This is a genomic window from Bradyrhizobium sp. Ce-3 (assembly GCF_022835695.1).
Classification (GTDB): domain Bacteria; phylum Pseudomonadota; class Alphaproteobacteria; order Rhizobiales; family Xanthobacteraceae; genus Bradyrhizobium.
This window is the reverse complement of the sequence record NZ_BQUV01000012.1, coordinates 170,635-193,834: the sequence shown is the minus strand read 5'-3', so window position 1 is coordinate 193,834 and position 23,200 is coordinate 170,635. Positions and strand designations below refer to the sequence as shown.

Sequence of the window (23,200 nt, the reverse complement as noted above, 5' to 3'; positions counted from 1 at the left end):
CAGCCGCGGCGCGCGCAAGTCAGCCCCTCACAGCGCGACGATATCGGTGAGGCACTGCTGCGTGACGCTCATCCGCGCGTCGATCTGCGCCTGGGTCTTGCAGTCCATGTTCATCGCGAACACCGTGACGTCGCTGCCCTTCTCGGCCCAGCCGACCAGCCAGCCGAGCGAGCCGTGCTCCTTGTCGGTGAGGCCGGTCTTGGCGCGAATGACGGCGTCACCGACTTTGGTGACAGGGAGGATGTCGCAGACCAGCTGCTGGCTGCGCTTGCCGACGGGCAGCACGCCGCGGCGCAGCCGGTCGAGGAAATCGATCTGCTGCACCGGATCGATCCTTAAGCTGCCCGCCACCCAGAACTGATCGATGCCGCCGCCGATGTCGCGGTTGCCGTAGTCGATGATGTCGACATACTTCTTCATCCGCTCTTCGCCGATCCGGCGGGCGATCTCCTGGAACACCGGGAATGCCGACACCGCGATCGCCGAACGCAGCGTATGATCCTTGTTCCAGGCCTCGATGCTGCGGGTTGTGCCGTCCCACTTGAAGACGTCCTTGTCGGGGTCCTGCACCACGCCGGTCTCGAGCGCGATCAGCGCGTTCGGGATCTTGAAGGTCGAGGCCGGCAATTTGCCCTCGCCCGAGCGGGTCTTGTCGCTGGCGATGATCAGATAGTCGTCGATCTTGTAGCCGACAAAGGTGCCTTCAGTTCCGAGATCGAAGAACCGCTTTTGCAGATCCTCGCGAAACTCGCTGCGCTGGTACGATACGTTGGCGAAGCTGCGCTGTGGCAGGATGCTCGCGGCGGCAAGCAGACCGAGCGCATGGCGGCGATGGATCACGACAGGACCTGAGCTTGTTCGGGTTGACGACGATGCTGATGCCATCGTGGTGAAAGGATGGCAATGAGGCTCTCTTGTCTGACGCGCTTTCTTCACGCGAACCGGTGCCCACTTCGCTTGAAAACGCTATGCTACCGCGCCCGTCCCGACATTCGCAGCACGAACACCAGCACCTCGGCGACGGCCTTGTAGAGCTCGGCCGGGATCTCGTCGCCGAGCTCGACGTTGGAGAGCGCGCCGGCCAAGACCTCGTTCTCCTCGATCGGGATGTCGTTGGCCTTGGCGACCTCGATGATCTTGGCGCCGATCGCGCCCTTGCCCTTGGCCACCACGCGCGGCGCGCCGGCGTGGTCGTAATGCAGCGCGACCGCGAGCTGGTTCTGCGTCTCGCTCATGATGCGCGGTCCAGGAAATGGCCGGCGCGCGCCGGCGCAGGCTGCGGTGGGCTGCCGTCGCGAATCTCGATGTCGCCGGGCGTAAGCTCTGCCCGGGTCAGCGCCTGGCTCAGCTCGGAAGCACCGGCGCGCAATTGCGCGGCGGTCGAGGGACGCTCGGCCCACATCCGCACCGAGGTGCGCTCGCCGGTCAGCGAGACCAGCGCGTGCACCGGCCCGGCCGGCTCGACGTCGAGCGTGAAGCGCGCCCGCCACACCCGCTTGGCGGCCTCGACCTCGTTGCCGCCGCCGTCGCGGGAGATCTCGAACTGCGCCATCGCCGTGCCCTGCTGGGTCAGGAACGGGATCTCGAAATTCCAGCGCGGCACCATGGCGTCGAGCTGCGGGCGCGTGCCGTCGCCACGATCGGGCAGCGAGGCGATTTGGAGCAGCGTCTGCCGCGAAAGTGCGGCGTCGGTGTTTTCCAACAGGCGATGCGCGGCGGTTGTGAGTGGCGTGCCAGGCGCAATCGACGGCTCCGCAACGGGCTGGGCCGACGGCAGCGCGCCGTGAAGCGGCGGTGGCGGCGTGCTGCCGCGTGCGGACATATCGCCGGGTAGCATCTCCCGCGGCGCGGCGCCCTGCCGTGCCGGATTGCCGAGCTCGTGCAGCGCTTCCTGGATGAGATTGAGCGCACCGCCCGATGACGGGCCGGCATCGAGCGCCTCCGCGAGCGCGCCGGCGAGGCTCGTAGCGCTGCGAGTCATATCCTCGGCAACTGGCACGCGCGCCTGCGGCAGCAAGATCTCCTGAACTTCGAGCTCGGGCATGGACGGCGGCACGAGGCTCGGAGCTGTTCCGACATTGGCAAGCGCCGGCTGCTGCAACGGCGTGGATGGCGGCTTGGCGGCCTCTCCGGCGCCGAGCGAGGTCAGCGCCTGGCGCAGCACGATCAGCGCGGCCTTCAGGTCGGGCGCGCTGCTGCTCGCCGGCGCTATGCCCGAGGCCAGCGTCGCCTCGAACAGCAGTCCGGATTTCTGGAAGCCGGTCTTGACGGTGTCGCCGCTCAAATTCTCGTCGAGGCCGGTCTGCTGCGCCAGCACCTGCGCGATCGCGGCCTGCAGCTTGGGCGGCAGATTGGCTGATACGACCGCAGCGAGATTGGCGAACAGCGGCGCCTGGCTGCCCTGCACGGCGGCCGCATGCTGCGCCGTCGCGGTGATGGTGACGCGCTCGAGCGGCGTCAATGCAACCCTCGGCGCCGCGACAGCGGGCTGAGCGGCCGACGAGACGTTGGCCGCCTGTGGCGACAGCTGCACCGCATCGCCACTGTCCGCGCCCGGTCCGACCAGTTGCAGGCGAACGCCACCGTCATTGCCCTGCGAGACCGCGAGTTGCAGGGTCTGGCCCTGCTGCAGCGGCACCTCGGTCTGGACGTCGATCGACAGGCTCGCGATCGCGATCCGCACCAGGTCGGCGGACAAGACCTTCAGCACCTGCGCATTGACGACGCTGCCCGCCTCAAGCGTGAGATCAGGCGCAACGCTGTCGGCCTCCTTCGAGGCAAGCACCGGCAGCACGGGATTGATGGCGAGTGCCATGTCAGGGGTCTCGGCCAGACGCGAGGGACATGCCGCAGGCTAGCCCGGCGCCGTAAACCCCTCGTTAACCGGCAGCCGGCCGGAGCTGCCTGAGAACGCCGGCGGCGGCCTTGAAATCGAGCTGGCGGGCGGCGCGGCGCGCCGCCACCTCCTCGTCGACGCCCCATTTCTCGATGTTCCAGTCCTCGTCGACATGGGCGGCGGCCCAGACCTGGTCCTCGTCGCGGGCGCCAAGCGCCAGCGCCAGCGCCAGCAACGCCGAGCCGGTCAGGGTCGTCACCACGTGGAGTGCCGCGACCGACCACGGATCGGTCGGGAACGCCGCACGCGCCGCCCTGACCGCGGGCTCGGGCTGGCCGACATGCATGACGCCCTCGGCCATCACGAAATGGGCGCCGAGCGCATCGGCCGCCCAGAACAGGATCGGGTCCCAATGCTGGGCCTCGCGCGCCACCAGCGTCTCGGGATGGCCGGCGCGGTAGAACAGCAGATCGCTGCCGAGGAATTTTGCCGCATCGTCGGCGACCTCGTCGACGCGATCGATCACCCCCTCGATCACGCTGTTGGCAAGGCGCGTCAGCGGCATGGTCATGGGATCGATGGTCTCGCCTTGCGCATTCCACTCCGCCGCGACCGCATCGGCAATGGCCCGGGTCGGCACCACGATCGGTTTGCCGGACGGCGAGCGGATCTGCTTGCCGTCGAGCGTGACCGCAAATCCGCCATCGGCCTCGGCAACGCCCACGCTGGTGTAGAAGCGCTTGCGCTGGGGCGTGCGGATGTGGCGCCGCACCGCCTCCTGCGGGTCGAGCGGGGCTTGTTCAGGGATATCGTCGAAGAGTTCGCGCATCGCGCCGGCCGGCTTTCGTTCGGAAGGATTTCCCTGCAAGATATGTCAGCGGCAACGGCAAATAAAGCTGATGGGACGCGCCAACTTCCTCGCGGGTTTTTCGCTGGTTGCGGCGGTTTTCGCGGCCGCCACCGCCTGCGCCGGGTTCCGGTCGCCGGAATCGCTGATCCGCAACGTCTACGCCCATTATGGGCAAGGCAGCGCCGAATTCTCCAACGGCCTGCCGCGGGACGAAGAGACGGCCCGGCGCTTCTTCGACCCCGCCCTGCGCCGCGCCTGGACCGCGCTGCACGATGCGCCCTACGATTTCCTGGTGCAGAGCCCGAGCTGGCGGCTCGGCCCGATCTCGATCGCAATCCCGCGCCGGCAGTTCGACAGGACCGACGTGACGGTGACATTCGACAATGAAGGCCGCGCGGTCACGCTCAATTTCGTCGTCGTCAACAGTCCCGACGGCTGGGTGATTTCGGACGTCGAGAGCCCGCACGATTCGCTGCGGATGTTCCTTGTCCAGTTCCGGCGCTAGGCCACGACGATCCGCGGATGTGCCAACCGCCGCGCATCGCGAACTGGAGGCAGCCTTTCCGCTTGCTTTGCTGTAAGGCTGGTGGGCGGCATCGACGCAAAGGAATGGATCGTGGCCAACGAACCTGACAGCTCCAATGACGGGCCACTGGATCGGGCCATCGCGATCCTGACCTTTGTCGCCGAACAGAAGAAGGCGCTGTCGGCAGCCGAGATCGCCACAGCGCTTTCCCTCCCTCTTCCGACCGCGCATCGGTTGATCGGCAATCTCGAAACCCGGGGCCTGATCCAGAAGGCGCTCGGCACCAAGCGCTACGTGGTCGGAAGCAGACTGGTGACACTCGCCGCCAAGACGATCGGTGCCGCGTTTCGCACCGTGCGGCGGCATGCTGTCCTGAGTGCGGTGGCCGACCGCATCGGCGAGCAGTGCGAGATCGGCGTCGTCCGCGACAACGTCGTGGTCTATGTCGACAGCGTTCGCTCCAAGCAGCAGCAGGCGTTGCAGTTCAATCCAGGCGAAGCGGCACCGCTGCATTGTACGTCGACGGGCAAGATCTACATGAGCCGGCTGCCCGCGAAGGTCCGCGAGCGGCTGGTCAGATCACTCCCGCTCGTCCGCTACACCCCGACCACCATCGCCGATCCCGACGCGCTCTTGGCATTGCTCGAGGAGACGCGGCGAAGGGGCTGGGCCAAGACCAACGAGGAATTCGTGCGGGGCGTCGTCGGCTGCGCGGTGCCGATCGTCTCACCGGACGGGGATCTAATCGCGTGCCTCGGCGTCTCCGTGCCGGCGGCGCGGGTCGGCTTCGCCGGGCTCGACGCATTCATCGCCCCATTGCAGGAGGCAGCAACGCTGCTGTCCGAGACCATCCTACAGGATCATGAAGAAGAATTCTCATATTCTCATTTTTCGGAATAAATACTCTCGTTTTTCGAAGTAAGCCTCGCGCTCGTGCCGATCCTGTGTATCCTTGAGGCAGTTGATTGCACTGACCATGATTGAGGCAGCGCGCTCCAAGTCCACTTTGCGACTTCAGACCTGATCGCGCCGCCGGCCCGTCCGGCGGGACGTCTTGCCGTGCCCAAAGCCACCGGAGTGATCATGCGCCAGCACTACGACATTGCAGCCGTTCGCAAGGCCTTCCCGGCCGCCGAGCACGTGGTGTACCTCGACAGCGGCTTTCAGACGCCTCTCTCGCGTCCGGTAAAGGACGCCTACGAACGATTCCTGTGTGAAAGCTTCGAAAACGCCGGCCCCAAGCAGATCTGGCTCAACCGTCTCGAACAGACCCGCGCCAAGGTCGCCGATTTCCTCGGGGTCAAGCCGCACGAAATCGCCTTCACCAAGAACACCTCCGAGAGCATGAACATCGCCGCCAATGCGCTGCCGCTTCGTGCCGGCGACAAGGTTCTGATGATTCACGGCGATCATCCCAACAACGCCTACGCCTTCCTCAATCTGCGCAGGAAGGGCGTCGAGATCGTCTTCATTCCGATGACCGACGTGGTGGATGCGGAAAGCTTCAGGCCGCATATCGACGAACGAACGCGGGCGATCTCGATGTCGTACGTCACCTTTCATGCCGGCCATCGCTTCGATGTCGCGAGCGTCGGCGAACTCTGCGCGCAGCATTCGCTGTACTTCGTCGTCGACGCGATGCAGGGCATCGGCGTGGTGCCGATCGATGCCAAGGCCATCAAGGCCACCTTCATCGGGTCCGGCACGCACAAGGGCCTGCTCGTGCCGCAAGGGCTCGGTCTGCTGTATTGGGACGCGACGCGGACCGAGCTGGAGCCGGCCTATCTCGCGGCAGCAAGTCTTGCCGAACCGCCGCTCGACTTCATCGCCAGGGCGGACAACATGGCCCTGCCCGCGACCGCGGGCCGCTTCGAGCTCGGCAATTTCAACCTGCCGGCCATCCAGGCTCTGGGCGCCGCGATCGACTTCATCAATCAGATCGGGATCGAGAAGATCCAGCAGCACTGCTTCGACCTCGGCGACGACCTGATCGAACGCCTCGATCAACTCGATATCGGCCTGGTCGGTCCGCGAGAGCGGCAGCACCGCGCGCCGCACATCTACGTCATCGCTCTGCCGGCTGCCGACTGGCTGGACTACTTCACCCGGAACGGCATCCGCGTCTCGCCAGAGCGCGACGGCATTCGCGTGTCGCTCGGCATGTTCAATACCGCTGATGATATCGACCGCCTCATCGACGCCATCCGCAGTCGCAACGCGCCAACAACCCAGGCCCGCACGGCCGTCTTGTCCAAGCTCGGTTAGCCGTACCGGCTCTCCGTTTTAGATTCAGCGGCACCCCGAGACGCCGGAAGGCGCGCCACAGCTCGGATGCCGTAACTCCCGGTGGCGAAGGATCACGTCATGCAGGCAGGCAGCAGAACCCAGACTTCGAGCACGCTGACCACATACATCATGGTGAGCCTGTTGCTCGGCATCGCCGTGGGTTACGCGTGCAACACTCTCGCGAGCCCCGAACAGGCCAAGGCGATCGCCGGCTATTTCGCCATTATCTCCGACATCTTCCTGCGCATGATCAAGATGATCATCGCGCCGCTGGTGTTCGCCACCATCGTCTCCGGCATTTCCAGCCTTGGTGCCAGCGGCGGTGCGGTGGGACGGATCGCGGTCAAATCGCTGGCCTGGTTCATCACCGCCTCGGTGGCGTCGCTGACGGTCGGGCTCGTGCTCGCGAACCTGCTGCAGCCGGGGCACGGCCTCGGTCTCGCGCTGCCCGACGCGAATGCCACCGCCAATGTCCAGACCAGCGCCCTGAACGTCAAGGATTTCGCCGCGCACGTCTTCCCGATCAGCGTCGTGCAGGCGATGGCCGGCAACGAAGTGCTGCAGATCCTCGTGTTTTCGATGTTCTTCGGCTTTGCGCTCAGCGCCGTCAAAGGCACGCTGGCCCCCGACATCGCGCGCTCGATCGACCAGATCGTCCCGGTCATGCTGAAATTCACCGACTATGTGATGCGCTTTGCGCCGGTTGGCGTGTTCGCAGCGATGGCCGCGGTCATCACCACGCAGGGGCTTGGGGTGCTCATCACCTACGGCAAGTTCGTCAGCGCCTTCTACTTCGGTCTGGTGGTGTTGTGGGCGATCATCATCGGTGCCGGCAGCGTTGTGCTCGGCGGCTCGATCAGGAACCTGCTTCGCCTGCTCCGGCAACCGATGATGATCGCGTTCTCGACATCCAGCAGCGAGGCCGCGTTCCCGAAGATGATCGAGCAGCTGATGAAGTTCGGCGTATCGGAGCGGATCACCGGCTTCGTGCTGCCGCTCGGCTATTCGTTCAATCTCGACGGTTCGATGATGTATCAGACCTTCGCCGCGCTGTTCGTCGCGCAGGCCTTCAACATCGAGATGCCGATCACGACCCAGATCGCGATGCTGCTGCTGCTGATGATCACCAGCAAGGGCATCGCCGGCGTGCCGCGCGCGTCGCTCGTGGTTGCCGCCGCTACCCTCCCCACCTTTGGCCTGCCTGCGGGCGGCCTCGTCCTGCTGATCGGAATCGACGCCTTTCTCGACATGGGGCGGACGATGACCAACGTGATCGGAAACGGCGTCGCGACCGCCGTCGTTGCAAAATGGGAGAACGAACTCGGCGAGCCTGCCGAGCAGGACGCCAAATTCCTGCCGACGGCTGTGCCGGGGTAGCGACGATTGCGAGCTAGCGGCGCTTCTGTGAAAGAGCGGGATCGATCGGCGGCAACATCGGCTACGAGTTGATGCCTTGGCGCAACCGCCCGGCCCGGCCCGTCATCCAGTGACGTCTACTTGCTGCGGTCACCGCCAAGAAGGTTCTTGTAGACCTTTCCGTCTTTCATGATGACCAGGAAGTTCTTTGCCGGGTCCTCGATCAGCTTGATGTTGTCGAGCGGATTGCCGTCGACCAGCACAAGGTCGGCCAGCGCACCTTCCTCCACCACGCCCAGCCTGCCCGGATACGGATTTCTAAGCCCGGACAGGCTGAGCAACTCGGCGTTCGTCGATGTCGCCATCGCGAGCGTTTCGGCCGGCGTATACCATCGCGTCAGCGTCGTCAGCATGGCGCCTTGCCGGTCGGCGAGCGCCTTCGAGAACAGAACGTCGGTGCCGAATGCCGTCTTCAGCTTGTACTTCTTCGCGAAGCCGTAGACCCTGTCGGTGCCGGCAACGACCTGCCGCATCTTCTCCTGCTCGGCAGGTCCAAGGGCACTGGCGCCCGACAGATCGAGGAAAGGCTGGGTGCTGAGCCAAATTCCCTTCTCGGCCATCAGACGGGCCGATGCGTCGTCCATCAGGTGACCGTGCTCGATCACCTTGACGCCGGCTGCGATCGATCGCTGGATCGCGGCCGACGTATAGGCGTGGACGGCGACATAGGTACCCCAGTTCTCGGCGGCTTCGACCGCGGCACGCACCTCCGGTTCGGTGAAGGTCGAGACATCGATCGGACTGAACGGTGACGCCACCCCGCCGCCCGCCGTCAGCTTGACCTGCGTCGCGCCTTGCATGAGCTGCTCGCGCGCGCGGACGCGGACCTCATCCGGGCTGTCGGCGACCATGGCGCCGCCGATCCGCTCCATACGGCTGAGCATGCCGCCGATCGTTCTGGGTAGTTCGGACAGCTGCCGGAAGTCGCCATGGCCGCCGGTGATGGTGATGATGGCACCGGATGGGTAGATGCGCGGACCAACGACCAGCCCCTCGTCGATCGCCCGCTTGAGGGAAAATGCCGGTCCGCCCATGTCGCGTACGGTGGTGAAGCCTCGCATCAGCGTGGCTGTTGCCTCGGCGGCCGCAAGAAGGTTGGTGTAGCCGACGTCGCCGGCTATCGCAGCCGCCGGCGTCGGGCGCACCAGCATCGCGTGCCAATGCGCGTCGATCAGCCCGGGCATCAGCACCCGTCCGTCGCCCGCGATGATTTGGGCGTCGGCCGTGATCGCCGCCGTCGAAATCTTCTCGATCTTGTTGTTGCGGATCAGCACATTGGAGGGTGCCGAGAGCGCGCTATTCCTGCCATCAAAAATGCGGACGTTCTGGAACAGCACGCCGGCGTCCTGCTGCGCGCGCGCCGGCGGCGAACCAGCGAGGCTCGTCCCGACCAAGGCGACCAGTGCCGAAATGCAGAGGCTCTTGCTCAAACCTGGCATGTCCGCTCTCCGGCGATAGGGCATCGTTCGAGATCGTCATTTGATCCCGCAGCGTGCGGGACCTGATGGCTGATTGCAGTTCCTTGACGGCCTACCGAGCCGTCCTGGCGACAGGCTGCAAGGCGTAGGACAGCCATCCCACGCCATGAGACAGCAAATCGATCCCCAGCAGCAGCCCGAGCACCCACAGCCCGGTGACCGGAAACCCGGTCAGAATGACGAGACCTGCGAGCATACCAAACACGCCGGATGCCAGCATGATCCAGCCGGACTGCTGCCAATGGCCGATGCCGACCAGCATACGCACAACCCCGGAGACCAAAAGCAGAAGACCCAGAGCATAGGTCAGAAGCAGCGCGCTCGCCACCGGCTGGCTCAGCAGGACGATCCCGCACGCAAGGTAGAGCACCCCGAGCAGAAGCTGCCACACGAATCCGCCCCAGCCCTTGGTCCAGAACGCGTGCACGATTTCGAACGCGCCGGCGACGACGGCGGTCCAGCCGATGAAGATCGCGCTGATCACGGTGAAAAGCACGACGTCCCCCAGGACCAGAAGGCCCGCGCCGATCATGACGAGGCCAAGCAGAACGCAGACCCATAAAGGCGGCCCAGGCAGGCCGCGGAGCATCGTGGAACTGTTCTCATAGGTGGCCATGTCGTCCTCCCTTAATCCCAGGCGACAACGGCACGGTCATGCATTCCATTTCTTCCATGCCCGGCTCCTCGCAGTTGTTGCTGAGAGTTTCCTGCGGCGAGGCCAGCATCCAATCAGGCCGATCGCTCGCCCTCGCCTGTCGCTGCGTCATCAGGTATTTCTCCCGGCCGGTAGTCCGGCAGCCGGCCTGCGGGAATGATCGCAAGCAGCGCCAGGCCGGCCATGAACAGCAATCCGATCTTCAGCGCGCGCAGGCGCGCCTCGGTGTTGACCCGAACCGCCTCCTCGACCTGCTGCGGCGTACCGCTGGTGCCCTCGAGCACACCGCGCAGCCGGTCATTGCTGACGAAGGTGATGTTGCTCAGGTCGACCTGGCTCTGAAGCTCCTTGGTCAGCACCGGACTGGCCGTGATCTTACCGAGCGCGATCGTGCTCAGGAGACCGACGAGAAGAGCTCCGGCCACCGCGGTACCGACCGCAGCCGCCAGATTCTGTGTGGTTCCGCGCACCGACCCGACATCCCCCGCCAATTGCTTGGGCGAGGCCGTGACCAGAACGTTGAACAACAGCGTCACCAGGGAGCCCTGACCGATGCCGAACAGCACGAGCCCAAACAGAACTGGAATCTCGCTCCAGTCGTTGCGCACGACGAACGCGAGCCATAGCAACGCGACGGTACACAGACCGAAGCCGAAGCGTCCGATCTGGCGAGGCGTCAGTTTGTCGTAAAGATTGACGATCAGCATCGCCGCGACAAAAACGGTCAGATTGAAGGGCATCATCGCGATCGCGGTCGCGATCGGCGAACGTCCCTGCACGATCTGGATGTAGAGCGGCACCGTAAAGTTCAGGGCGGCCTCGAGCGCCACGACCGCGAACAGCGCGTAGACGGCGCACCTCTCCTGTGGCGAGTCGATCACCTCCAGCGCCAGCAGCGGCGTCCTGCCTGCGGCTTGCTGCCGATGCGTCCACATCAGGAATCCCTGCCCGAGCACAATACCGAGGACGATCAGGATCGGTGCCGGCGAAACGCCCAGCAAGTCGAACGGTGCGTTGGCGGTCGCCAGGATCACGCCCCATCCATTCAGATTGTTGAATCCGAAACTGATGAAGATGATTGCGCTCGCGGCAAGGGCAACGCCGATCAGATCGATCTGAACATCCGGGCGCCCGCGGTCCGGCCGCAGACGGAAACTCAGCGCGAAAGCGATCGCCGAGGCAGCGATGAGAATTGCAAACGCGGGGCGCCAGCCGATATAGGTGCCGAGCAGCCCGCCGATGACAAATGCCAGCACGCCGGCGGCAGCCCGCGCCGAGCCAAGCGCACCAAGGGCCGTCGCCTGCTGGCGTCCGGCATAATTCTCGGCAATCAGCGCGACGAGCGACGGCACAATCACCGCGCCTGCGGCGCCGCACAGCGCCTGAGCGGAAATCATGACGGAGGCCGTGGGGCTGAACGTCATCGCGATCTGCGCTATCAGGAATAGTACGACGGCAGCACGAAATACCTGCACCGCCCCGAACCTCTGGGCGAGCTTCGCGCCCAGCATCACGAACCCGGCGACCAGCATCGAGTAGGCCACGATTCCGGTCGCGACCGTGGTCGGCGGCACCCCGAAGCTCGCCACCATTCCCCCCATCGCAACCGGCAGCGATGCGACGTTGAACGACATGATCATCTGACCGCATGCGATCGCGATCATGGGGACCCATGATGCGCGCGCGTCCTGCCCAATGTCGCCGATCGAGATTGCTTGAGTTGCCATCGCGTCCTCCAACCTGCCCGGCCTTGCGATCGACTGAGCCATAGCTCCACCGATCCCCGGTGCCTCTTGTTCACTCGTCCGGTTGGGACACGAACAGATCCATGCCCAGTCTCTGCGACAGGAACTTGGCGGCGAGCTGCCCTCGCACGCTGTTGCCGGCCGCATCCAGTGGTGGCCCGAAGGTGCCGAAACCACCTTTTCCCGGCGCCACCGCGACGATGCCGCCACCGATGCCACTCTTGCCGGGCAGACCGATGTCGTACAGCCAGTCGCCCGACGTCTCGTACAATCCGGCGGTCACCATGACGGCCAGCGCATAATGGCAGATAGCCGCATCGACCACCCGCTGCCGGGTGACCGGATTGACCCCGCCATCAGCCAGCGTCGCGCCCATCACGGCGAGATCCCTGGCGCTCACATTCAGGGAACATTGCCTCGTGTAAAGATCGGTCGCCTGCTTGGCGTCGCAGTAGATCCGGTCGTAGCTCTCCAGCAGCCGCGCGATGCTTCGATTGCGAAAATTGGTCTTCGAGGCCGACGCATAGACTTCCTCGTTGAGCGGGAGCTTGCGGCCCGCGAAGCGCGACAGACCGTCATGGATGAACCGCCATTGCTCCTCCGCGCTTGCGCCCGGCACCAGGCTTGTGGTCGCGATCGCGCCCGCATTCACCATCGGGTTGGTCCGCCCGGTCCCGTGCTCGATCGCGGCCAGCGAATTGAACGGCAGCCCGGTGGCATTGGCACCCAATTTCTCCCGGGCCGCTTCGGGACCGATCGCCTCGCACACCAGCGCGAACACGAACGGCTTCGATACGCTCATGATGGAGAATTCATATTCGATATCGCCGGCGCCATAGACGCGCCCGCTGGTCCCGGCCACGCAGACGCCGAACAGCTCGCTCGGCACCCTGGCCAGCGCCGGGTAGACCTGAGAATTGTTCCCTTCGCTGTTCGACTTGAAGCGCAGGTGAGCTTCAGACACGAGCTCCCGCACCATCTCGGGATCGGGCAAGTGCCCCGTCGAGATGAAAGGCCGCTCCGCTTGTTCCGCGATCGAAGGTCGCCACATTGGCCCTCCTTCCGGATTTCGACCTTACTGTTTCAGGTCTTCTAGTCGGCAACCCAAAGTAGGCGCCCAAAAAAACACGGAGTCAACGATCCGCACCTACAGCATTTGCAATGCTTGCGTTGGTCTAGATTACTTTACGATAAATGGGCCGAACACGCTGCGCGGCGCAGAATTACAGCGCTATGCAAGTTGTGCCATTCCATCGACCGCTGCGACGTTCAAGCGCCGCTGTGTCAGCAGCGCTGCCCAATCGCCATTGGCGCAATTGAATCAAAAGAGAAGTCATCATTCACAAACGAACAATTTCCATCATTGGCGTGCGAGAGTACGATCGTCGCGTGCGGATGTGAGCCTGCCGTTTGTCCGAGCAACACCGGCACGCGGCGATGGTGGGATGACCGCATCACTTGCAGAGTGAGGTTGATCATGGTGGCGCGCGCAAGCGACGGGCAGTTTCTGCTGGTAAAGAAACTTGGTGGGCTGTTTGCTATCGTTCTTGGCTGCTTGTTGACGGCGGTGGGTGTGACGTTCGAATCCACGAGCACAACCGTTGTCGGCGTCCTGTTTCTTGCGCTTGGAGCGGTGCTACTCACGCTCAAGATCATGCGACGAAATCAAAGCGGTCCGTTTGGATAGCCAAACGGATTCGCCCGTTCGACCGCCTTGAAGCCGATCGCCGCGCACGTCTCGTGCATCGGAACGGTGTGCTCATCAGACGGCCCTGCCCTGGTTCCATGCTGTTGGCGCAGCACTGCGGACAGGGCGACAGGCTCGGCGACGGAAAAAAATCTGAGGCTCGCCTGCGCGTCCTGCTTTCTCCGCAATTCAGTCCGCAAGTGATCCATCCGATTGATCGCTCAGCAGGTTTGAACGTCGCGCGCAGTTCTGCGTCGAAGTGCCGCAAGTTTCTGTCATCTACGTGTTAAAAACCTGCCAGATTTCGGCAACAACGCACGGCTAGCCTCCCGACACCAAACAGAAGCATTTGTCGACCATCGCGGTCGCAAGACGTGGACTGACGTCACGCGTGGCGTCGGTAGCGCGCTTGCGCGCCTATGTCGACGTATTGGCGGGGCGGCGTGGCACGACGACTTTCGACCGCATGTTGTGTCATCGCCGCGACCTGCCTCGGGCTTGCCGTGAGCGGGATGACGGCCTGGCTCGGCGCAACGGGCTTGCAGAATGTGTCGCCCACGCAACCGGACGTTTGTGCGCGGCCTGAGCCGGGAAGCGCGATCGAGGAATCCGCCGAATTGCGTAGCCGCGACGGCGTGCTCGAAACCGACCTCGGCATCCACGACGAGAAGCTGCCGGATGGAACGAGCCGCTATTGCTATCTGACGCCGGACGGCAAGCCGTCGCCAACTCTGCGCCTGAAGCCGGGCGATCAGCTGGTCATCCATTTCAAGAACGACCTCGTCGACCTCGACACCACAACGCCGGCGATCGACCGCCCGCTCGCCGGCGCGCCGATCTGCACGACGCGAAAGCCGGCCGATATTTGCGAAAGCGGCGCGATGAAGCCGGTCTCGACCAATCTGCATTTCCACGGACTAACCGTGCCGCCGATCTGCCACCAGGATGACGTGCTGAAGACCTCAATCCAGCCCGACGATGCGCCGTTCGAGTATCGGCTGCGGATTCCGGATGACGCGCCACCGGGGCTGTACTGGTATCACCCGCATCTGCACGGCTTCAGCAAGACGCAGGTGCTCGGCGGCGCCTCCGGCGCCATCATCATCGAGGGCATCGAGCGCGCCGATCCACAGCTCGCCGGCCTGCCCGAGCGCGTGCTCGTGATCCGCGACCAGGATCTCGTCAATCCCGACGCCCCGCCGTCGAAGTCCGAGCCGGTCATGACGAAGAGCCAGCTCGACAATGATGGCGACGTCGCCAACTCCGGCACCGGATTCGGCAAGCCGTCGAAGGATCTCTCCGTCAACTTCGTGCCGGTGCCCTATCCGAATTATCCGCCGGCCAGGCTGAAGATGAAGCCGGGTGAGCGGCAGCTCTGGCGCGTGCTGAACGCATCCGCGATCACCTATCTCAACCTCGCGCTGCTGGTCGGTCGCGCGCCGCAGCAGATCGGCATCGTCGGGATCGACGGCGTGCCGCTGCAGTTCGGCGGCAGCCCGTCGCCGTCAGTGCAATGGGTGAACCACATCGGCCTGCCGCCGGGCTCACGCGCCGAGTTCATCGTCGAAGGACCGCCGGCCGGCGCGCAAGCCTTGCTGGTGACCCGCGCGGTCGACACCGGGCCCGCCGGCGAGAACGACCCCAACCGCGCGCTGGTTGCGATTACCGCTTCAGCCGATGCAAGCGAGCCGCAGGCCGCGCTGCCGAGCCACGCCGAACCGCTGCCGAAGCCGGAGCGGCCATGGGTCGGGACCGTCGCACCGGTGCGCGTCCGAAAACTGTTCTTCTCAGAGCAGCCGGAGAATCCAAACGATCCGAACAGTCCGACCAAGTTCTTCATGACCCTCGACGGAGAGACGCCAAAGCCGTTCGATCCGCACTCGGACATTCCCGACATCATCGTGCGGCAGGGCGACGTCGAGGACTGGATCATCGAGAACCGCTCGATGGAACTGCATGACTTCCATATCCATCAGCTTCACTTCCAGCTGCTCGACTGGTCCGGCGTCGCCGTCAACGAGCCGTTCCTGCGCGATACCGTCAACGTCCCCTACTACAACACCCGGATGCTGAAATATCCGAGCGTGCGGCTGCGGATGGATTTCCGCGATCCGAACATCGTCGGCACCTTCGTCTACCACTGCCACGTCCTCGAGCATGAGGACGGCGGCATGATGGGACGGATCAAGGTCGTGCCGCGGGACACTGCAAGTTCTACCAAGCCACTTAGTCTGCAAAAAGGAGAGCTTTAATGCGCGACAGGCACAAGTCACGTTGGCTGCAGGGTTGCCGCCTCACCCTCAGCGCGCTTGCGCTGGGTCAATTCACCGCCGGCCCGGTGCTCGCGGAGGATTGGAATCACCACGGTGGACACGAGACCCGGTCGCCGATCAAGCACGTGATCGTCATCATCGGCGAGAACCGCAGCTTCGACCACGTGTTCGCGACCTACGTGCCTGAGCGGCGCGAGGAGAGCGTGTTCAACCTGCTGTCGCAGGGCATCGTCAAGCTCGACGGCAACAAGAACGCGATCCCCGGCCCCAACTTCGAGAAGGCGCATCAACAGGCGGCGACCGATACCGGCCTGAACGATGCGTTCCTGCTGAGCCCGCCGAAGCAGAACTTCCCCAAGGATCAACTGCCGGCGCCGCTGGTCGGCGGCCCCAAGGTCGCCTACATCCCGAACAAATGCGGCAGCTCGCCGATCACCACCTGCGAAGCCTCGCTTGCGCTGGCGCAGCAGTCGGAATCCGGCCTGCCGTCCGACTACTACCAGTTCCTGCTCTCCGGAGGCACCGGTCAGTCGTCGCAGACCCCCGACCAGCGCATCACCAATGTCAGCGCGCTGCCGGCCGGTCCGTTCCAGCTCACCAACAACGATGCGATGCCCTATGACTCCTATTCGGCAAGCCCGGTGCATCGCTTCTATCAGATGTGGCAGCAGCTGAACTGCAACCATTCGGCGGCCAGCCGCGACAATCCGTCGGGCTGCGGCGGCAACCTGTTCGCCTGGGTCGAAGTGACCGTCGGCGCCGGCTCCAACGGCGCGGCGCAGCCCTCCAACTTCTCGACCGAATATTCGCCGACGGCGACGACCACGGGCGAAGGTTCGACGGCGCTCGGCTTCTACAACGTGCAGAAGGGTGACGTGCCGTACTTCACGTCGCTCGCGCAGAAATACGCGATGAGCGACAACTTCCACCAGTCGGTCAACGGCGGCACCGGTGCCAACCACATCATGTTCGGCCATGCCGACATGCTCTATTTCAGCGACACCTACGGCAACGCCGCCGTGCCGCCGAACGGCACGCAGGTGTTCGGCGGCACGCCCGACGCCGGCATCGTGCATCAGATCGAGAATCCGAATCCGGCTTCCGGCACCAACAACTGGTACACCGAGGACGGCTACGGCGCCGGCGGGAATGGCGGCTTCCCGCCGCCCTACCAGACGAACCCGGTCTCCGGCGGCGGCTCCTACAGCGACTGCTCGGATCCGGGCCAGCCCGGCGTCAAGCCGATCCTGGACTATCTGAAGGGGATCCACATCAACGCGAATTGCGAACCCGGCCACTACTATCTCCTGAACAACTACAATCCGGGTTATTTCGGCAACGGCAAGAACGCCTACACCGACACCAACCCGTCCAACACGCCGTTCACGATCCCGCCGTCGACCCGCAAGAGCATCGGCGACAGCCTGAACGAGCGAAGCATCTCCTGGAAGTATTACGGCGACCAGTGGAACAACTACGTCAACGATCCGTACCAGCTCAACTGGGGCGTCGCTGGTCCGACCGCGGACGAATACTGCAACATCTGCAATCCGTTCCAGTACGACACCTCGATCATGTCGCACCCGGATCAGGTCGCGGCCCATATCAAGGACTCGGTTGATCTGTACTCCGACATCTCCAAGCACTCGCTGCCGGCGGTTTCGATCGTCAAGCCGAGCGGCTTCACCGACGGTCACCCGTCGTCGTCCAAGCTCAACCTGTTCGAAGGCTTCACCAAGAAGATCGTCGACCAGGTCCAGGCTTCGGACTATGCGAAGGACACCGCGATCTTCATCACCTTCGACGAGGGTGGCGGTTACTTCGACTCCGGCTATGTGCAGCCGCTCGACTATTTCGGCGACGGCACCCGCATTCCGCTGATCGTGGTGTCGCCGTTCCTGCGGCAGGGCCACATCTCGCATGAATATGCCGATCACGTCTCGATCATCAAATTCATCGAGCGGAATTGGCGGCTGGAGCCGATCACCCATCGCAGCCGCGACAACTTCCCGAACCCGGTTGCGGTGCCCGGCAATCCTTATGTTCCCGTCAACAGCCCGGCGCTCAGCGACCTGTTCGACTTCTTCGACTTCGACGACGGCGGTCATCATGGCGGCGGCTGGGATCACGGCGGAGGCTGGGATCACTGACGACCGCACCTCGCGACACACCGATCCGCCGGCCCGAAAGGCCGGCGGATCTCGTTTGCGCCGGGCCGGACGATTGATTTTTCAGGTCAGGCAGGAATTGCGGGCACCTGTGCGGCTGCGCTGGCGGCGATATTCGGGCGGGGATAGCAGCCCTCACGCGCCAGCATGTCCAGCGCGGCAAGCTCGGCGGAGATGCGGCGTTCAACATATGCGCGCTCGAGATCGGAAAGATAGGTCTCGAGCAGCCGGCGGTAGCGATGGATATTGTCGCGGTGGCCCCGCGAGCGCGCTAACTTTTCTTCAGGTGACATCGTCGTCCTCCCTCGCCACCCATGCGAACCAAGGAGTTCGAAGGAGCCGGATCGGACGCCGTGTCGACATGGGTGCGATAATGGCTTAACCCGTGCTCTACGTCGCTGCGCCAGCGCAATTGCCGTAGCTGCAGAGCCATTGCTGCTGTTGCAGGCGCGACCTGCTCCATGGAGATGATCTCAATGACGCGGATCGCCTTCCGCCAGGCCCGCCCCGCCGACCTTCCGGCGATCATCGCACTGCTTGCCAATGATGTGCTGGGGCAGCAGCGCGAGGATGCCAGCTCCCCGCCAAACCCGAGATATGTCGATGCATTCACGGCCATCCTCGCCGATCCCAACCAGCTGCAGGTCGTGGCGACCTTGGACGACGAGGTGATCGGAGTCCTGCAACTCACCTTCATTCCGGGGCTGGCGCGCCTGGGCGCATGGCGCGGGCAGATCGAGGCGGTCCGAATTGCGGAGGCGCACCGCAGCTCGGGCGTGGGGCAGCAGATGTTCGAATGGGCGATCGCGCAATGCAGGGCGAAGGGCTGCCAGCTCGTGCAACTGACGACCGACAAGGCCCGCCCCGACGCACACCGCTTCTACGAGCGACTGGGATTCGTCGGCAGCCATATCGGCTATAAGCTGACGCTTTGAGCGTGCCGTAGCGCGTTCAGGCACCAGCCGGCGGCGCGATCACAACACCTCGATGCGGCGCGGCCGAGCGTTGTGATATGGCGCCGGCTTTGGCAGTGTCGGTAAACACCGGAACGATGCGGGAGCCGACAGCATGCGGCGCTTCATTCTTGCGACACCCTTGCTGGCCGTCATCTGGCTGCTGCTGCCGCTTCCCGCCCAATCGGCGCCGTGCCTGCTCGTCACCTTGACCGGCACCATGAGCGGTCCCGCCTTGATCAATGGAGTCGCCGGCGCCGGCACGCTTGTGCGCTATGGAGACGACGGTAACGACTGCGGCGCGCTCAAGCTGCAGTTCGACGCAGGCCGCGGCACCTTGTTGCGGCTGTCACAACTGAACGTCGATCCCGGCAAGATCGACGCCGTCTTCCTCACGCACATGCACTCGGATCACACCGAGGGCTTCGCCGACCTGCTGCTTGCGCGCTGGAACTGGAATTCCGGCGGGCCCAAGCTCGATGTCGTCTGCAGCGGCGATGCCCCCTCACCGCTCGGCTTCACCTTGAGCTGCGGCAAGTTTGTCGCGCATATCGGCGACGCCTTCGTTCAGTCCGGCGAAATCGCACAGCGGGTCTCGGAGGACAAGACGCGACTGGCGGGCGGTCCTGCCGAGCTTGCGCATCTCATCACATTCGAGCCAAATGACGAGCCGCAGGTGATCTGGTCGAAGGGCGATGTCAGCGTGAGCGCGATCCGCTCGACCCACATCGCAGGCCATGCCTCCTATCGCGTCGACACGCCCGCCGGCAGCGTCGTGATCGGCGGCGATGCCAGCAATGACAGCACAGCTCCGCCACGTCCAACGTCGACTTCAGCGCAAGTCGAGAAACTGGCGCAAGGCGCCGACGTGATCGTGCACTCGACCATGCATCCGGTCATGGGTCCGGAGCGCGATAGCGGCATGCCGCCACCCGTATTCTACCGCCAGAGCCTGACGCCCGACCTTGGCGCCATGGCAAAACGCACGGGCGCCAAATACCTGATGCTGACCCATCTCGCGCCCCAGGTCGGAGCGACGCACCACGGCCCGTACCATGTACCAGGCGGTGCGCTAACCGAAGCGGACTATCGCGCCGCCGCCGAGGCAGGCGGATTCACCGGCACGACGGTCGTCGGCTCGGATCTCGCCACGCTGCGCCTTCCCGCCAGATAGGCCGACGAAGCGCGCCAATGGATCGATGTCACGCCCTCGCGCCTCAGTCACGGCTGTTGGCGCAGGATCGCGAATAGGCGGCGCGATCGCCGGGGTGCACACCGGCGGCTGCGGCCTGGTCCAGGCACCGGCCGACGCGGTCACCGAACGAACTGCGCGGCGGGGAGCGGAGGTTCGGTTGCGTCACCGCGTCCATCTTGGGGACGGGCGGCACCTCGATCTTCGGCGACGGCAGCGGCGGAGGCGGCGGTGGCAGCGACGGGCTCAAGATGATCGAGGCGCCGGGCTGAACGGGTTGCGCAGGGCCGGCGAACGCGCCCGCCGCCCAGAGCAAGGTGCCGGCAACAATCAGGGATCGCTTCATGGTCCATATCTCGTGACGGAGCGGCCACGGTTCAAGTGACCGCCGCATACGTCAACGCCGCCCTTGACATGCGAGTTCCCCGGCCAGCGTTCACGGCTTCTGATAGATCACGTGACCGGCACGGATGGTGGTGCTCACTTTCGCGAGATTGGCGACGTCGCTGAGCGGATCGCCGTCGAGCACCACGAGATCGGCGTCAAAGCCCTGCTCCACCCTGCCCTTCTTCGCCGCCTTGAAGAACCGCGCCGGATTGGTGGTCAGCGAGGCCAGCACCTGGCGCTCCGACAGCACGCGGTGCATCAGCTGGAATTCCTGCGTGGTGTCGTATTGCTTGGTGAAGCCGACATCGGTGCCGAACAGCACGGTGCCGCCATTCTCCGAGAACTGCTTGAGCTGGTTGACGGTCGCGGCCACCAGACGGTTGGTGACGTTGGGGTCGAGCACGACGGTGGTGAACAGCCCCAGTGTCGGAATCAGCGCCGTCCCCTGCGCCTTGAACCGCGCCAGCTGGTCATCGCTGTAGCTCCGCTCGCTCGGCGTGGTGTGCGCGAGCACGTCGACGTCGGATGCAATCACCGTCTCGACGCCGATCTTGTTCTGCGGGTGCGCGAACACCGGCCTGCCCTGCGCATGCGCGACATCGACGGCTGCCTTGGCGATCGCGGGGTCCATGTTGATGACGGGCTTGTCGCCCATGAAGGCGCCGGTGAACAGCTTGATGCCATCCTCGCCCATCGCCAGCCAGTCGCGTGCCCACTTCGCCGCCTCCTCGGGCGTCGCGGCCTCGGGAAGCTGAATTTCAGGCGGCAGGTAGACCGGGTGACCACCCTTGGGAAACACGTTGCCGGCAAGCAGGATGTTGGGACCGGCGACTTCACCGGCGGCGATGCGCTTGCGCAGCGGCAGCGTGTTCCTGGGATCGGAGCCGAGGTCCCAGACCGTGGTGAAGCCCCAGCGCGTCAGCATCTCCTGCATGTGCTGCGTCAGCGGTGCAGCCGGCGTCTCGCCGGCGTTGTGCCAGACATGTTCGGTGAAATGCACGTGGCTGTTCCAGAACCCGGCAACCACGGTCTTGCCGCCGCAATCGATCACCCGTGCATCCGGGGGCACCGTGACATCGCCGGATTTGCCGACCGCGCTGATGACGCCGTCTGAGATCACGATCACCGCATCCGGCAGCGCGGCCGCATCGGGCGATACGTAAAGCGTGCCGCCGCGGAGCACCACGGTCTCGGCATGTGCCGCCACCGAGGCGAGCGCCGAGCCGACGAGGAAGAGCGCGATGCGCAGCCAGATCCCGATCATGGACAACCTCTTCGATGATTGCATGCCGGCGATGGCCGGCGCGCGGCAACATAGCCGCGGCGCTCCGAGCCGCTTTGATCGTTCTTGCTGTCGGCGCCGATATCAGGAGGCCACGCCCCGGGGGCGTCACTCCTCGGGCGCGTTCTCGATCGGGTCGAAGCGGTCGGCCTCGAGCCCGAGCAGATTCCAGGATTGCAGCATGTGCGGCGGCAGCGGCGCGGTGGCGTCGATCACGCCGCCGCGCGGGTGCGGAATCACGATGCGGCGGGCGAGCAGATGCAGCCGGTTCTGCAGGCCGCCCGGCAGCTGCCAGTTCTCCTTGTTGAAGTATTTGGGGTCGCCGACGATGGCGTGATCGATATGGGCCATATGGGCGCGCAATTGATGGGTGCGGCCGGTGACCGGCTTGAGCGAGACCCAGGCGAGCTTGGTCGCTGATGTTTCGACGACGGCATAGTAGGTCACCGCGTGGCTGGCGCCCTCGTCGCCATGCGCCGCGATCCGCATGATGCTGTCCTCCTCGCTCTCCTCCTTGGCGAGGTAGGTCGAGATCCGGCCCTGCTTCGGCTTCGGCACGCCGGCGACCAGCGCCCAGTAGATCTTGCGCGCCGAGCGATGGCGGAACGAGCCGGTCAGAGCGGTCGCGGCAAAGCGTGTCTTGGCGATCAGGAGGCAGCCCGAGGTCTCGCGGTCGAGCCGATGCACCAGCCGCGGCTTCTGGCCCTTGGCGTCGCGCATCACCTCAAGCATGTCGTCGACATTGCGCGTGATGCCGGAGCCGCCCTGAACCGCCAGACCTGCGGGCTTGTTCAGCACCATCACGTCGGCGTCCTCGAACAGGGTCATGTCCTTGAGGTCCTGGAGGGTCTTCTTCGCTGCTTCGGAGAGGCTGGCGGCTGCCTTCGGCGTATCGAGCTTGAGCGGCGGAATGCGGACGCTCTGCCCTTCTTCCAACCGGTCCTTGCTGTCTGCGCGCTTGCCGTTGACGCGCAGCTCGCCCTTACGAACGATGCGCTGGATGTGGGAAAAGGACAGGCCGGGGAAGCGCGCCTCCAGAAAGCGGTCGACGCGCATGTTGTCCTCGTCCGCCGTCACCACCACGGTCTGCACCTTGGTCGGCAGCGGCGGCGGCTCGGCCACGCTCTTCTCCGGCTCGGGCACGAACGGCTTGGGCGCCCGCTGCTTGTCGCCGAGGCGCACCGCCGGCTTGCCGCCGCCACGATGCGCCGGCCCCCGCTCGGCTGCCGGGCCGCGATGGGGCCGCGCGCCTTTGGCGCGGTCGCTCGCTGGGCGGAGAGGTCTCTTGACGCGGCGGCTCATGGGGTTGCAACTCCGAAGTTAAGCCCGTGGGTAGCGCAAATGCCGCGAATCGTCACGGCGAAATCGGTACAAATCCGGCGCAACGTCGGCGATGTTCGGCCGCGTCCGCGATCGAGCAGAGCCCTGGAATGCCCCTTGGAAGCCCCCTTGGAAGGACCCTTGGA

21 protein-coding genes are annotated in these 23,200 nt (G+C 64.8%); 8 read left to right on the top strand and 13 right to left on the bottom strand.

Going from position 1 to position 23,200, the window contains the following annotated elements; genetic code table 11:
* Nucleotides 1-27 precede the first annotated feature (27 nt).
* From blaOXA to BRSPCE3_RS33390, 4 genes are all read right to left on the bottom strand, one after another.
* The gene (gene blaOXA / locus BRSPCE3_RS33405) at nucleotides 28-840 is read right to left on the bottom strand and encodes a class D beta-lactamase (RefSeq protein ID WP_244070970.1); all 813 of its coding nucleotides are present in this window, start codon (nucleotides 838-840) and stop codon (nucleotides 28-30) included.
* Nucleotides 841-971: 131 nt separating this feature from the next.
* The gene (locus BRSPCE3_RS33400; RefSeq protein WP_021081624.1) at nucleotides 972-1,235 is read right to left on the bottom strand and encodes an EscU/YscU/HrcU family type III secretion system export apparatus switch protein; all 264 of its coding nucleotides are present in this window, start codon (nucleotides 1,233-1,235) and stop codon (nucleotides 972-974) included.
* Entirely contained in the window at nucleotides 1,232-2,815 is a 1,584-nt protein-coding gene (locus BRSPCE3_RS33395; protein WP_244070969.1) for a flagellar hook-length control protein FliK, read from the bottom strand. The genes BRSPCE3_RS33400 and BRSPCE3_RS33395 overlap by 4 nt, the downstream gene beginning before the upstream one ends.
* 64 nt (nucleotides 2,816-2,879) lie before the next feature.
* A complete protein-coding gene (locus BRSPCE3_RS33390) occupies nucleotides 2,880-3,665 on the bottom strand; it encodes an ATP12 family chaperone protein (protein ID WP_244070967.1) in 786 nt (261 codons plus the stop codon).
* 70 nt (nucleotides 3,666-3,735) lie between these two features.
* Here BRSPCE3_RS33390 and BRSPCE3_RS33385 point away from each other — a divergent pair, with 70 nt between their 5' ends.
* The 4 genes from BRSPCE3_RS33385 (at nucleotide 3,736) to BRSPCE3_RS33370 (ending at nucleotide 7,875) form a co-directional block, all read left to right on the top strand.
* Nucleotides 3,736-4,191 carry a hypothetical protein gene (locus BRSPCE3_RS33385; RefSeq protein ID WP_244070965.1) on the top strand — a complete coding sequence of 152 codons (456 nt, stop codon included), beginning with the start codon at nucleotides 3,736-3,738 and terminating at the stop codon, nucleotides 4,189-4,191.
* 111 nt (nucleotides 4,192-4,302) lie between these two features.
* Complete coding sequence (locus BRSPCE3_RS33380) at nucleotides 4,303-5,112, top strand: IclR family transcriptional regulator (RefSeq protein ID WP_244070963.1); 810 nt, start codon at nucleotides 4,303-4,305, stop codon at nucleotides 5,110-5,112.
* Nucleotides 5,113-5,295: 183 nt separating this feature from the next.
* Nucleotides 5,296-6,477 (top strand): aminotransferase class V-fold PLP-dependent enzyme, encoded by a 1,182-nt coding sequence (locus tag BRSPCE3_RS33375; protein ID WP_244070987.1) that lies wholly within the window; start codon nucleotides 5,296-5,298, stop codon nucleotides 6,475-6,477.
* Nucleotides 6,478-6,576: 99 nt separating this feature from the next.
* Nucleotides 6,577-7,875: a dicarboxylate/amino acid:cation symporter gene (locus BRSPCE3_RS33370; protein WP_244070961.1), complete on the top strand. Its 1,299-nt coding sequence runs from the start codon at nucleotides 6,577-6,579 to the stop codon at nucleotides 7,873-7,875.
* Nucleotides 7,876-7,991: 116 nt separating this feature from the next.
* Here the strand turns inward: BRSPCE3_RS33370 and BRSPCE3_RS33365 are convergent, their stop codons facing one another.
* From BRSPCE3_RS33365 to BRSPCE3_RS33345, 5 genes are all read right to left on the bottom strand, one after another.
* On the bottom strand, nucleotides 7,992-9,353 hold the full coding sequence (locus BRSPCE3_RS33365) for an amidohydrolase family protein (protein ID WP_244070959.1): 1,362 nt from the start codon (nucleotides 9,351-9,353) through the stop codon (nucleotides 7,992-7,994).
* Nucleotides 9,354-9,444: 91 nt separating this feature from the next.
* A complete protein-coding gene (locus tag BRSPCE3_RS33360) occupies nucleotides 9,445-10,008 on the bottom strand; it encodes an HdeD family acid-resistance protein (RefSeq protein ID WP_244070957.1) in 564 nt (187 codons plus the stop codon).
* A gap of 113 nt (nucleotides 10,009-10,121) precedes the next feature.
* Nucleotides 10,122-11,939 carry an MFS transporter gene (locus BRSPCE3_RS33355; RefSeq protein ID WP_244070955.1) on the bottom strand — a complete coding sequence of 606 codons (1,818 nt, stop codon included), beginning with the start codon at nucleotides 11,937-11,939 and terminating at the stop codon, nucleotides 10,122-10,124.
* Nucleotides 11,845-12,771: a glutaminase A gene (gene glsA / locus BRSPCE3_RS33350; protein ID WP_375709994.1), complete on the bottom strand. Its 927-nt coding sequence runs from the start codon at nucleotides 12,769-12,771 to the stop codon at nucleotides 11,845-11,847. The genes BRSPCE3_RS33355 and glsA overlap by 95 nt, the downstream gene beginning before the upstream one ends.
* Before the next feature lie 305 nt (nucleotides 12,772-13,076).
* Nucleotides 13,077-13,382: a hypothetical protein gene (locus BRSPCE3_RS33345; protein ID WP_244070951.1), complete on the bottom strand. Its 306-nt coding sequence runs from the start codon at nucleotides 13,380-13,382 to the stop codon at nucleotides 13,077-13,079.
* Nucleotides 13,383-13,922: 540 nt separating this feature from the next.
* On the opposite strand from BRSPCE3_RS33345, the gene BRSPCE3_RS33340 reads away from it, so the two are divergent.
* Both BRSPCE3_RS33340 and BRSPCE3_RS33335 read left to right on the top strand, forming a co-directional pair.
* Nucleotides 13,923-15,731: a multicopper oxidase family protein gene (locus tag BRSPCE3_RS33340; protein WP_244070949.1), complete on the top strand. Its 1,809-nt coding sequence runs from the start codon at nucleotides 13,923-13,925 to the stop codon at nucleotides 15,729-15,731.
* On the top strand, nucleotides 15,731-17,902 hold the full coding sequence (locus BRSPCE3_RS33335; RefSeq protein ID WP_244070946.1) for an alkaline phosphatase family protein: 2,172 nt from the start codon (nucleotides 15,731-15,733) through the stop codon (nucleotides 17,900-17,902). Before BRSPCE3_RS33340 ends, BRSPCE3_RS33335 begins: the two co-directional genes overlap by 1 nt.
* A gap of 86 nt (nucleotides 17,903-17,988) precedes the next feature.
* Here the strand turns inward: BRSPCE3_RS33335 and BRSPCE3_RS33330 are convergent, their stop codons facing one another.
* Nucleotides 17,989-18,213, bottom strand: a complete 225-nt coding sequence (locus tag BRSPCE3_RS33330; protein ID WP_244070945.1) for a hypothetical protein — start codon at nucleotides 18,211-18,213, stop codon at nucleotides 17,989-17,991.
* A 174-nt stretch (nucleotides 18,214-18,387) separates the two neighbouring features.
* Between BRSPCE3_RS33330 and BRSPCE3_RS33325 the strand changes: the two genes are divergently transcribed.
* The gene (locus BRSPCE3_RS33325) at nucleotides 18,388-18,855 is read left to right on the top strand and encodes a GNAT family N-acetyltransferase (RefSeq protein ID WP_375709993.1); all 468 of its coding nucleotides are present in this window, start codon (nucleotides 18,388-18,390) and stop codon (nucleotides 18,853-18,855) included.
* 133 nt (nucleotides 18,856-18,988) lie between these two features.
* Nucleotides 18,989-20,047, top strand: coding sequence for an MBL fold metallo-hydrolase (locus BRSPCE3_RS33320; protein WP_244070941.1), 1,059 nt, complete (start codon nucleotides 18,989-18,991; stop codon nucleotides 20,045-20,047).
* A 43-nt stretch (nucleotides 20,048-20,090) separates the two neighbouring features.
* Here the strand turns inward: BRSPCE3_RS33320 and BRSPCE3_RS33315 are convergent, their stop codons facing one another.
* From BRSPCE3_RS33315 to BRSPCE3_RS33305, 3 genes are all read right to left on the bottom strand, one after another.
* Entirely contained in the window at nucleotides 20,091-20,411 is a 321-nt protein-coding gene (locus BRSPCE3_RS33315; RefSeq protein WP_244070939.1) for a hypothetical protein, read from the bottom strand.
* 90 nt (nucleotides 20,412-20,501) lie between these two features.
* The gene (locus tag BRSPCE3_RS33310) at nucleotides 20,502-21,716 is read right to left on the bottom strand and encodes an amidohydrolase family protein (RefSeq protein WP_244070937.1); all 1,215 of its coding nucleotides are present in this window, start codon (nucleotides 21,714-21,716) and stop codon (nucleotides 20,502-20,504) included.
* A gap of 126 nt (nucleotides 21,717-21,842) precedes the next feature.
* Complete coding sequence (locus tag BRSPCE3_RS33305; protein WP_244070935.1) at nucleotides 21,843-23,036, bottom strand: RluA family pseudouridine synthase; 1,194 nt, start codon at nucleotides 23,034-23,036, stop codon at nucleotides 21,843-21,845.
* Nucleotides 23,037-23,200 lie beyond the last annotated feature (164 nt).

What these genes read in the sequence shown, in the direction of transcription:
- BRSPCE3_RS33395 (WP_244070969.1), bottom strand. Translation starts at nt 2,815, where the DNA reads ATGGCACTCGCCATCAATCCCGTGCTGCCGGTGCTTGCCTCGAAGGAG.
- BRSPCE3_RS33375 (WP_244070987.1), top strand. Translation starts at nt 5,296, where the DNA reads ATGCGCCAGCACTACGACATTGCAGCCGTTCGCAAGGCCTTCCCGGCC.
- BRSPCE3_RS33305 (WP_244070935.1), bottom strand. Translation starts at nt 23,036, where the DNA reads ATGAGCCGCCGCGTCAAGAGACCTCTCCGCCCAGCGAGCGACCGCGCC.
- BRSPCE3_RS33365 (WP_244070959.1), bottom strand. Translation starts at nt 9,353, where the DNA reads ATGCCAGGTTTGAGCAAGAGCCTCTGCATTTCGGCACTGGTCGCCTTG.
- BRSPCE3_RS33315 (WP_244070939.1), bottom strand. Translation starts at nt 20,411, where the DNA reads ATGAAGCGATCCCTGATTGTTGCCGGCACCTTGCTCTGGGCGGCGGGC.
- BRSPCE3_RS33320 (WP_244070941.1), top strand. Translation starts at nt 18,989, where the DNA reads ATGCGGCGCTTCATTCTTGCGACACCCTTGCTGGCCGTCATCTGGCTG.
- BRSPCE3_RS33330 (WP_244070945.1), bottom strand. Translation starts at nt 18,213, where the DNA reads ATGTCACCTGAAGAAAAGTTAGCGCGCTCGCGGGGCCACCGCGACAAT.
- BRSPCE3_RS33370 (WP_244070961.1), top strand. Translation starts at nt 6,577, where the DNA reads ATGCAGGCAGGCAGCAGAACCCAGACTTCGAGCACGCTGACCACATAC.
- BRSPCE3_RS33390 (WP_244070967.1), bottom strand. Translation starts at nt 3,665, where the DNA reads ATGCGCGAACTCTTCGACGATATCCCTGAACAAGCCCCGCTCGACCCG.
- BRSPCE3_RS33335 (WP_244070946.1), top strand. Translation starts at nt 15,731, where the DNA reads ATGCGCGACAGGCACAAGTCACGTTGGCTGCAGGGTTGCCGCCTCACC.
- BRSPCE3_RS33385 (WP_244070965.1), top strand. Translation starts at nt 3,736, where the DNA reads ATGGGACGCGCCAACTTCCTCGCGGGTTTTTCGCTGGTTGCGGCGGTT.
- BRSPCE3_RS33360 (WP_244070957.1), bottom strand. Translation starts at nt 10,008, where the DNA reads ATGGCCACCTATGAGAACAGTTCCACGATGCTCCGCGGCCTGCCTGGG.
- BRSPCE3_RS33325 (WP_375709993.1), top strand. Translation starts at nt 18,388, where the DNA reads ATGATCTCAATGACGCGGATCGCCTTCCGCCAGGCCCGCCCCGCCGAC.
- BRSPCE3_RS33355 (WP_244070955.1), bottom strand. Translation starts at nt 11,939, where the DNA reads ATGCGGCCGGCAACAGCGTGCGAGGGCAGCTCGCCGCCAAGTTCCTGT.
- BRSPCE3_RS33400 (WP_021081624.1), bottom strand. Translation starts at nt 1,235, where the DNA reads ATGAGCGAGACGCAGAACCAGCTCGCGGTCGCGCTGCATTACGACCAC.
- glsA (WP_375709994.1), bottom strand. Translation starts at nt 12,771, where the DNA reads ATGGTGCGGGAGCTCGTGTCTGAAGCTCACCTGCGCTTCAAGTCGAAC.
- BRSPCE3_RS33310 (WP_244070937.1), bottom strand. Translation starts at nt 21,716, where the DNA reads ATGATCGGGATCTGGCTGCGCATCGCGCTCTTCCTCGTCGGCTCGGCG.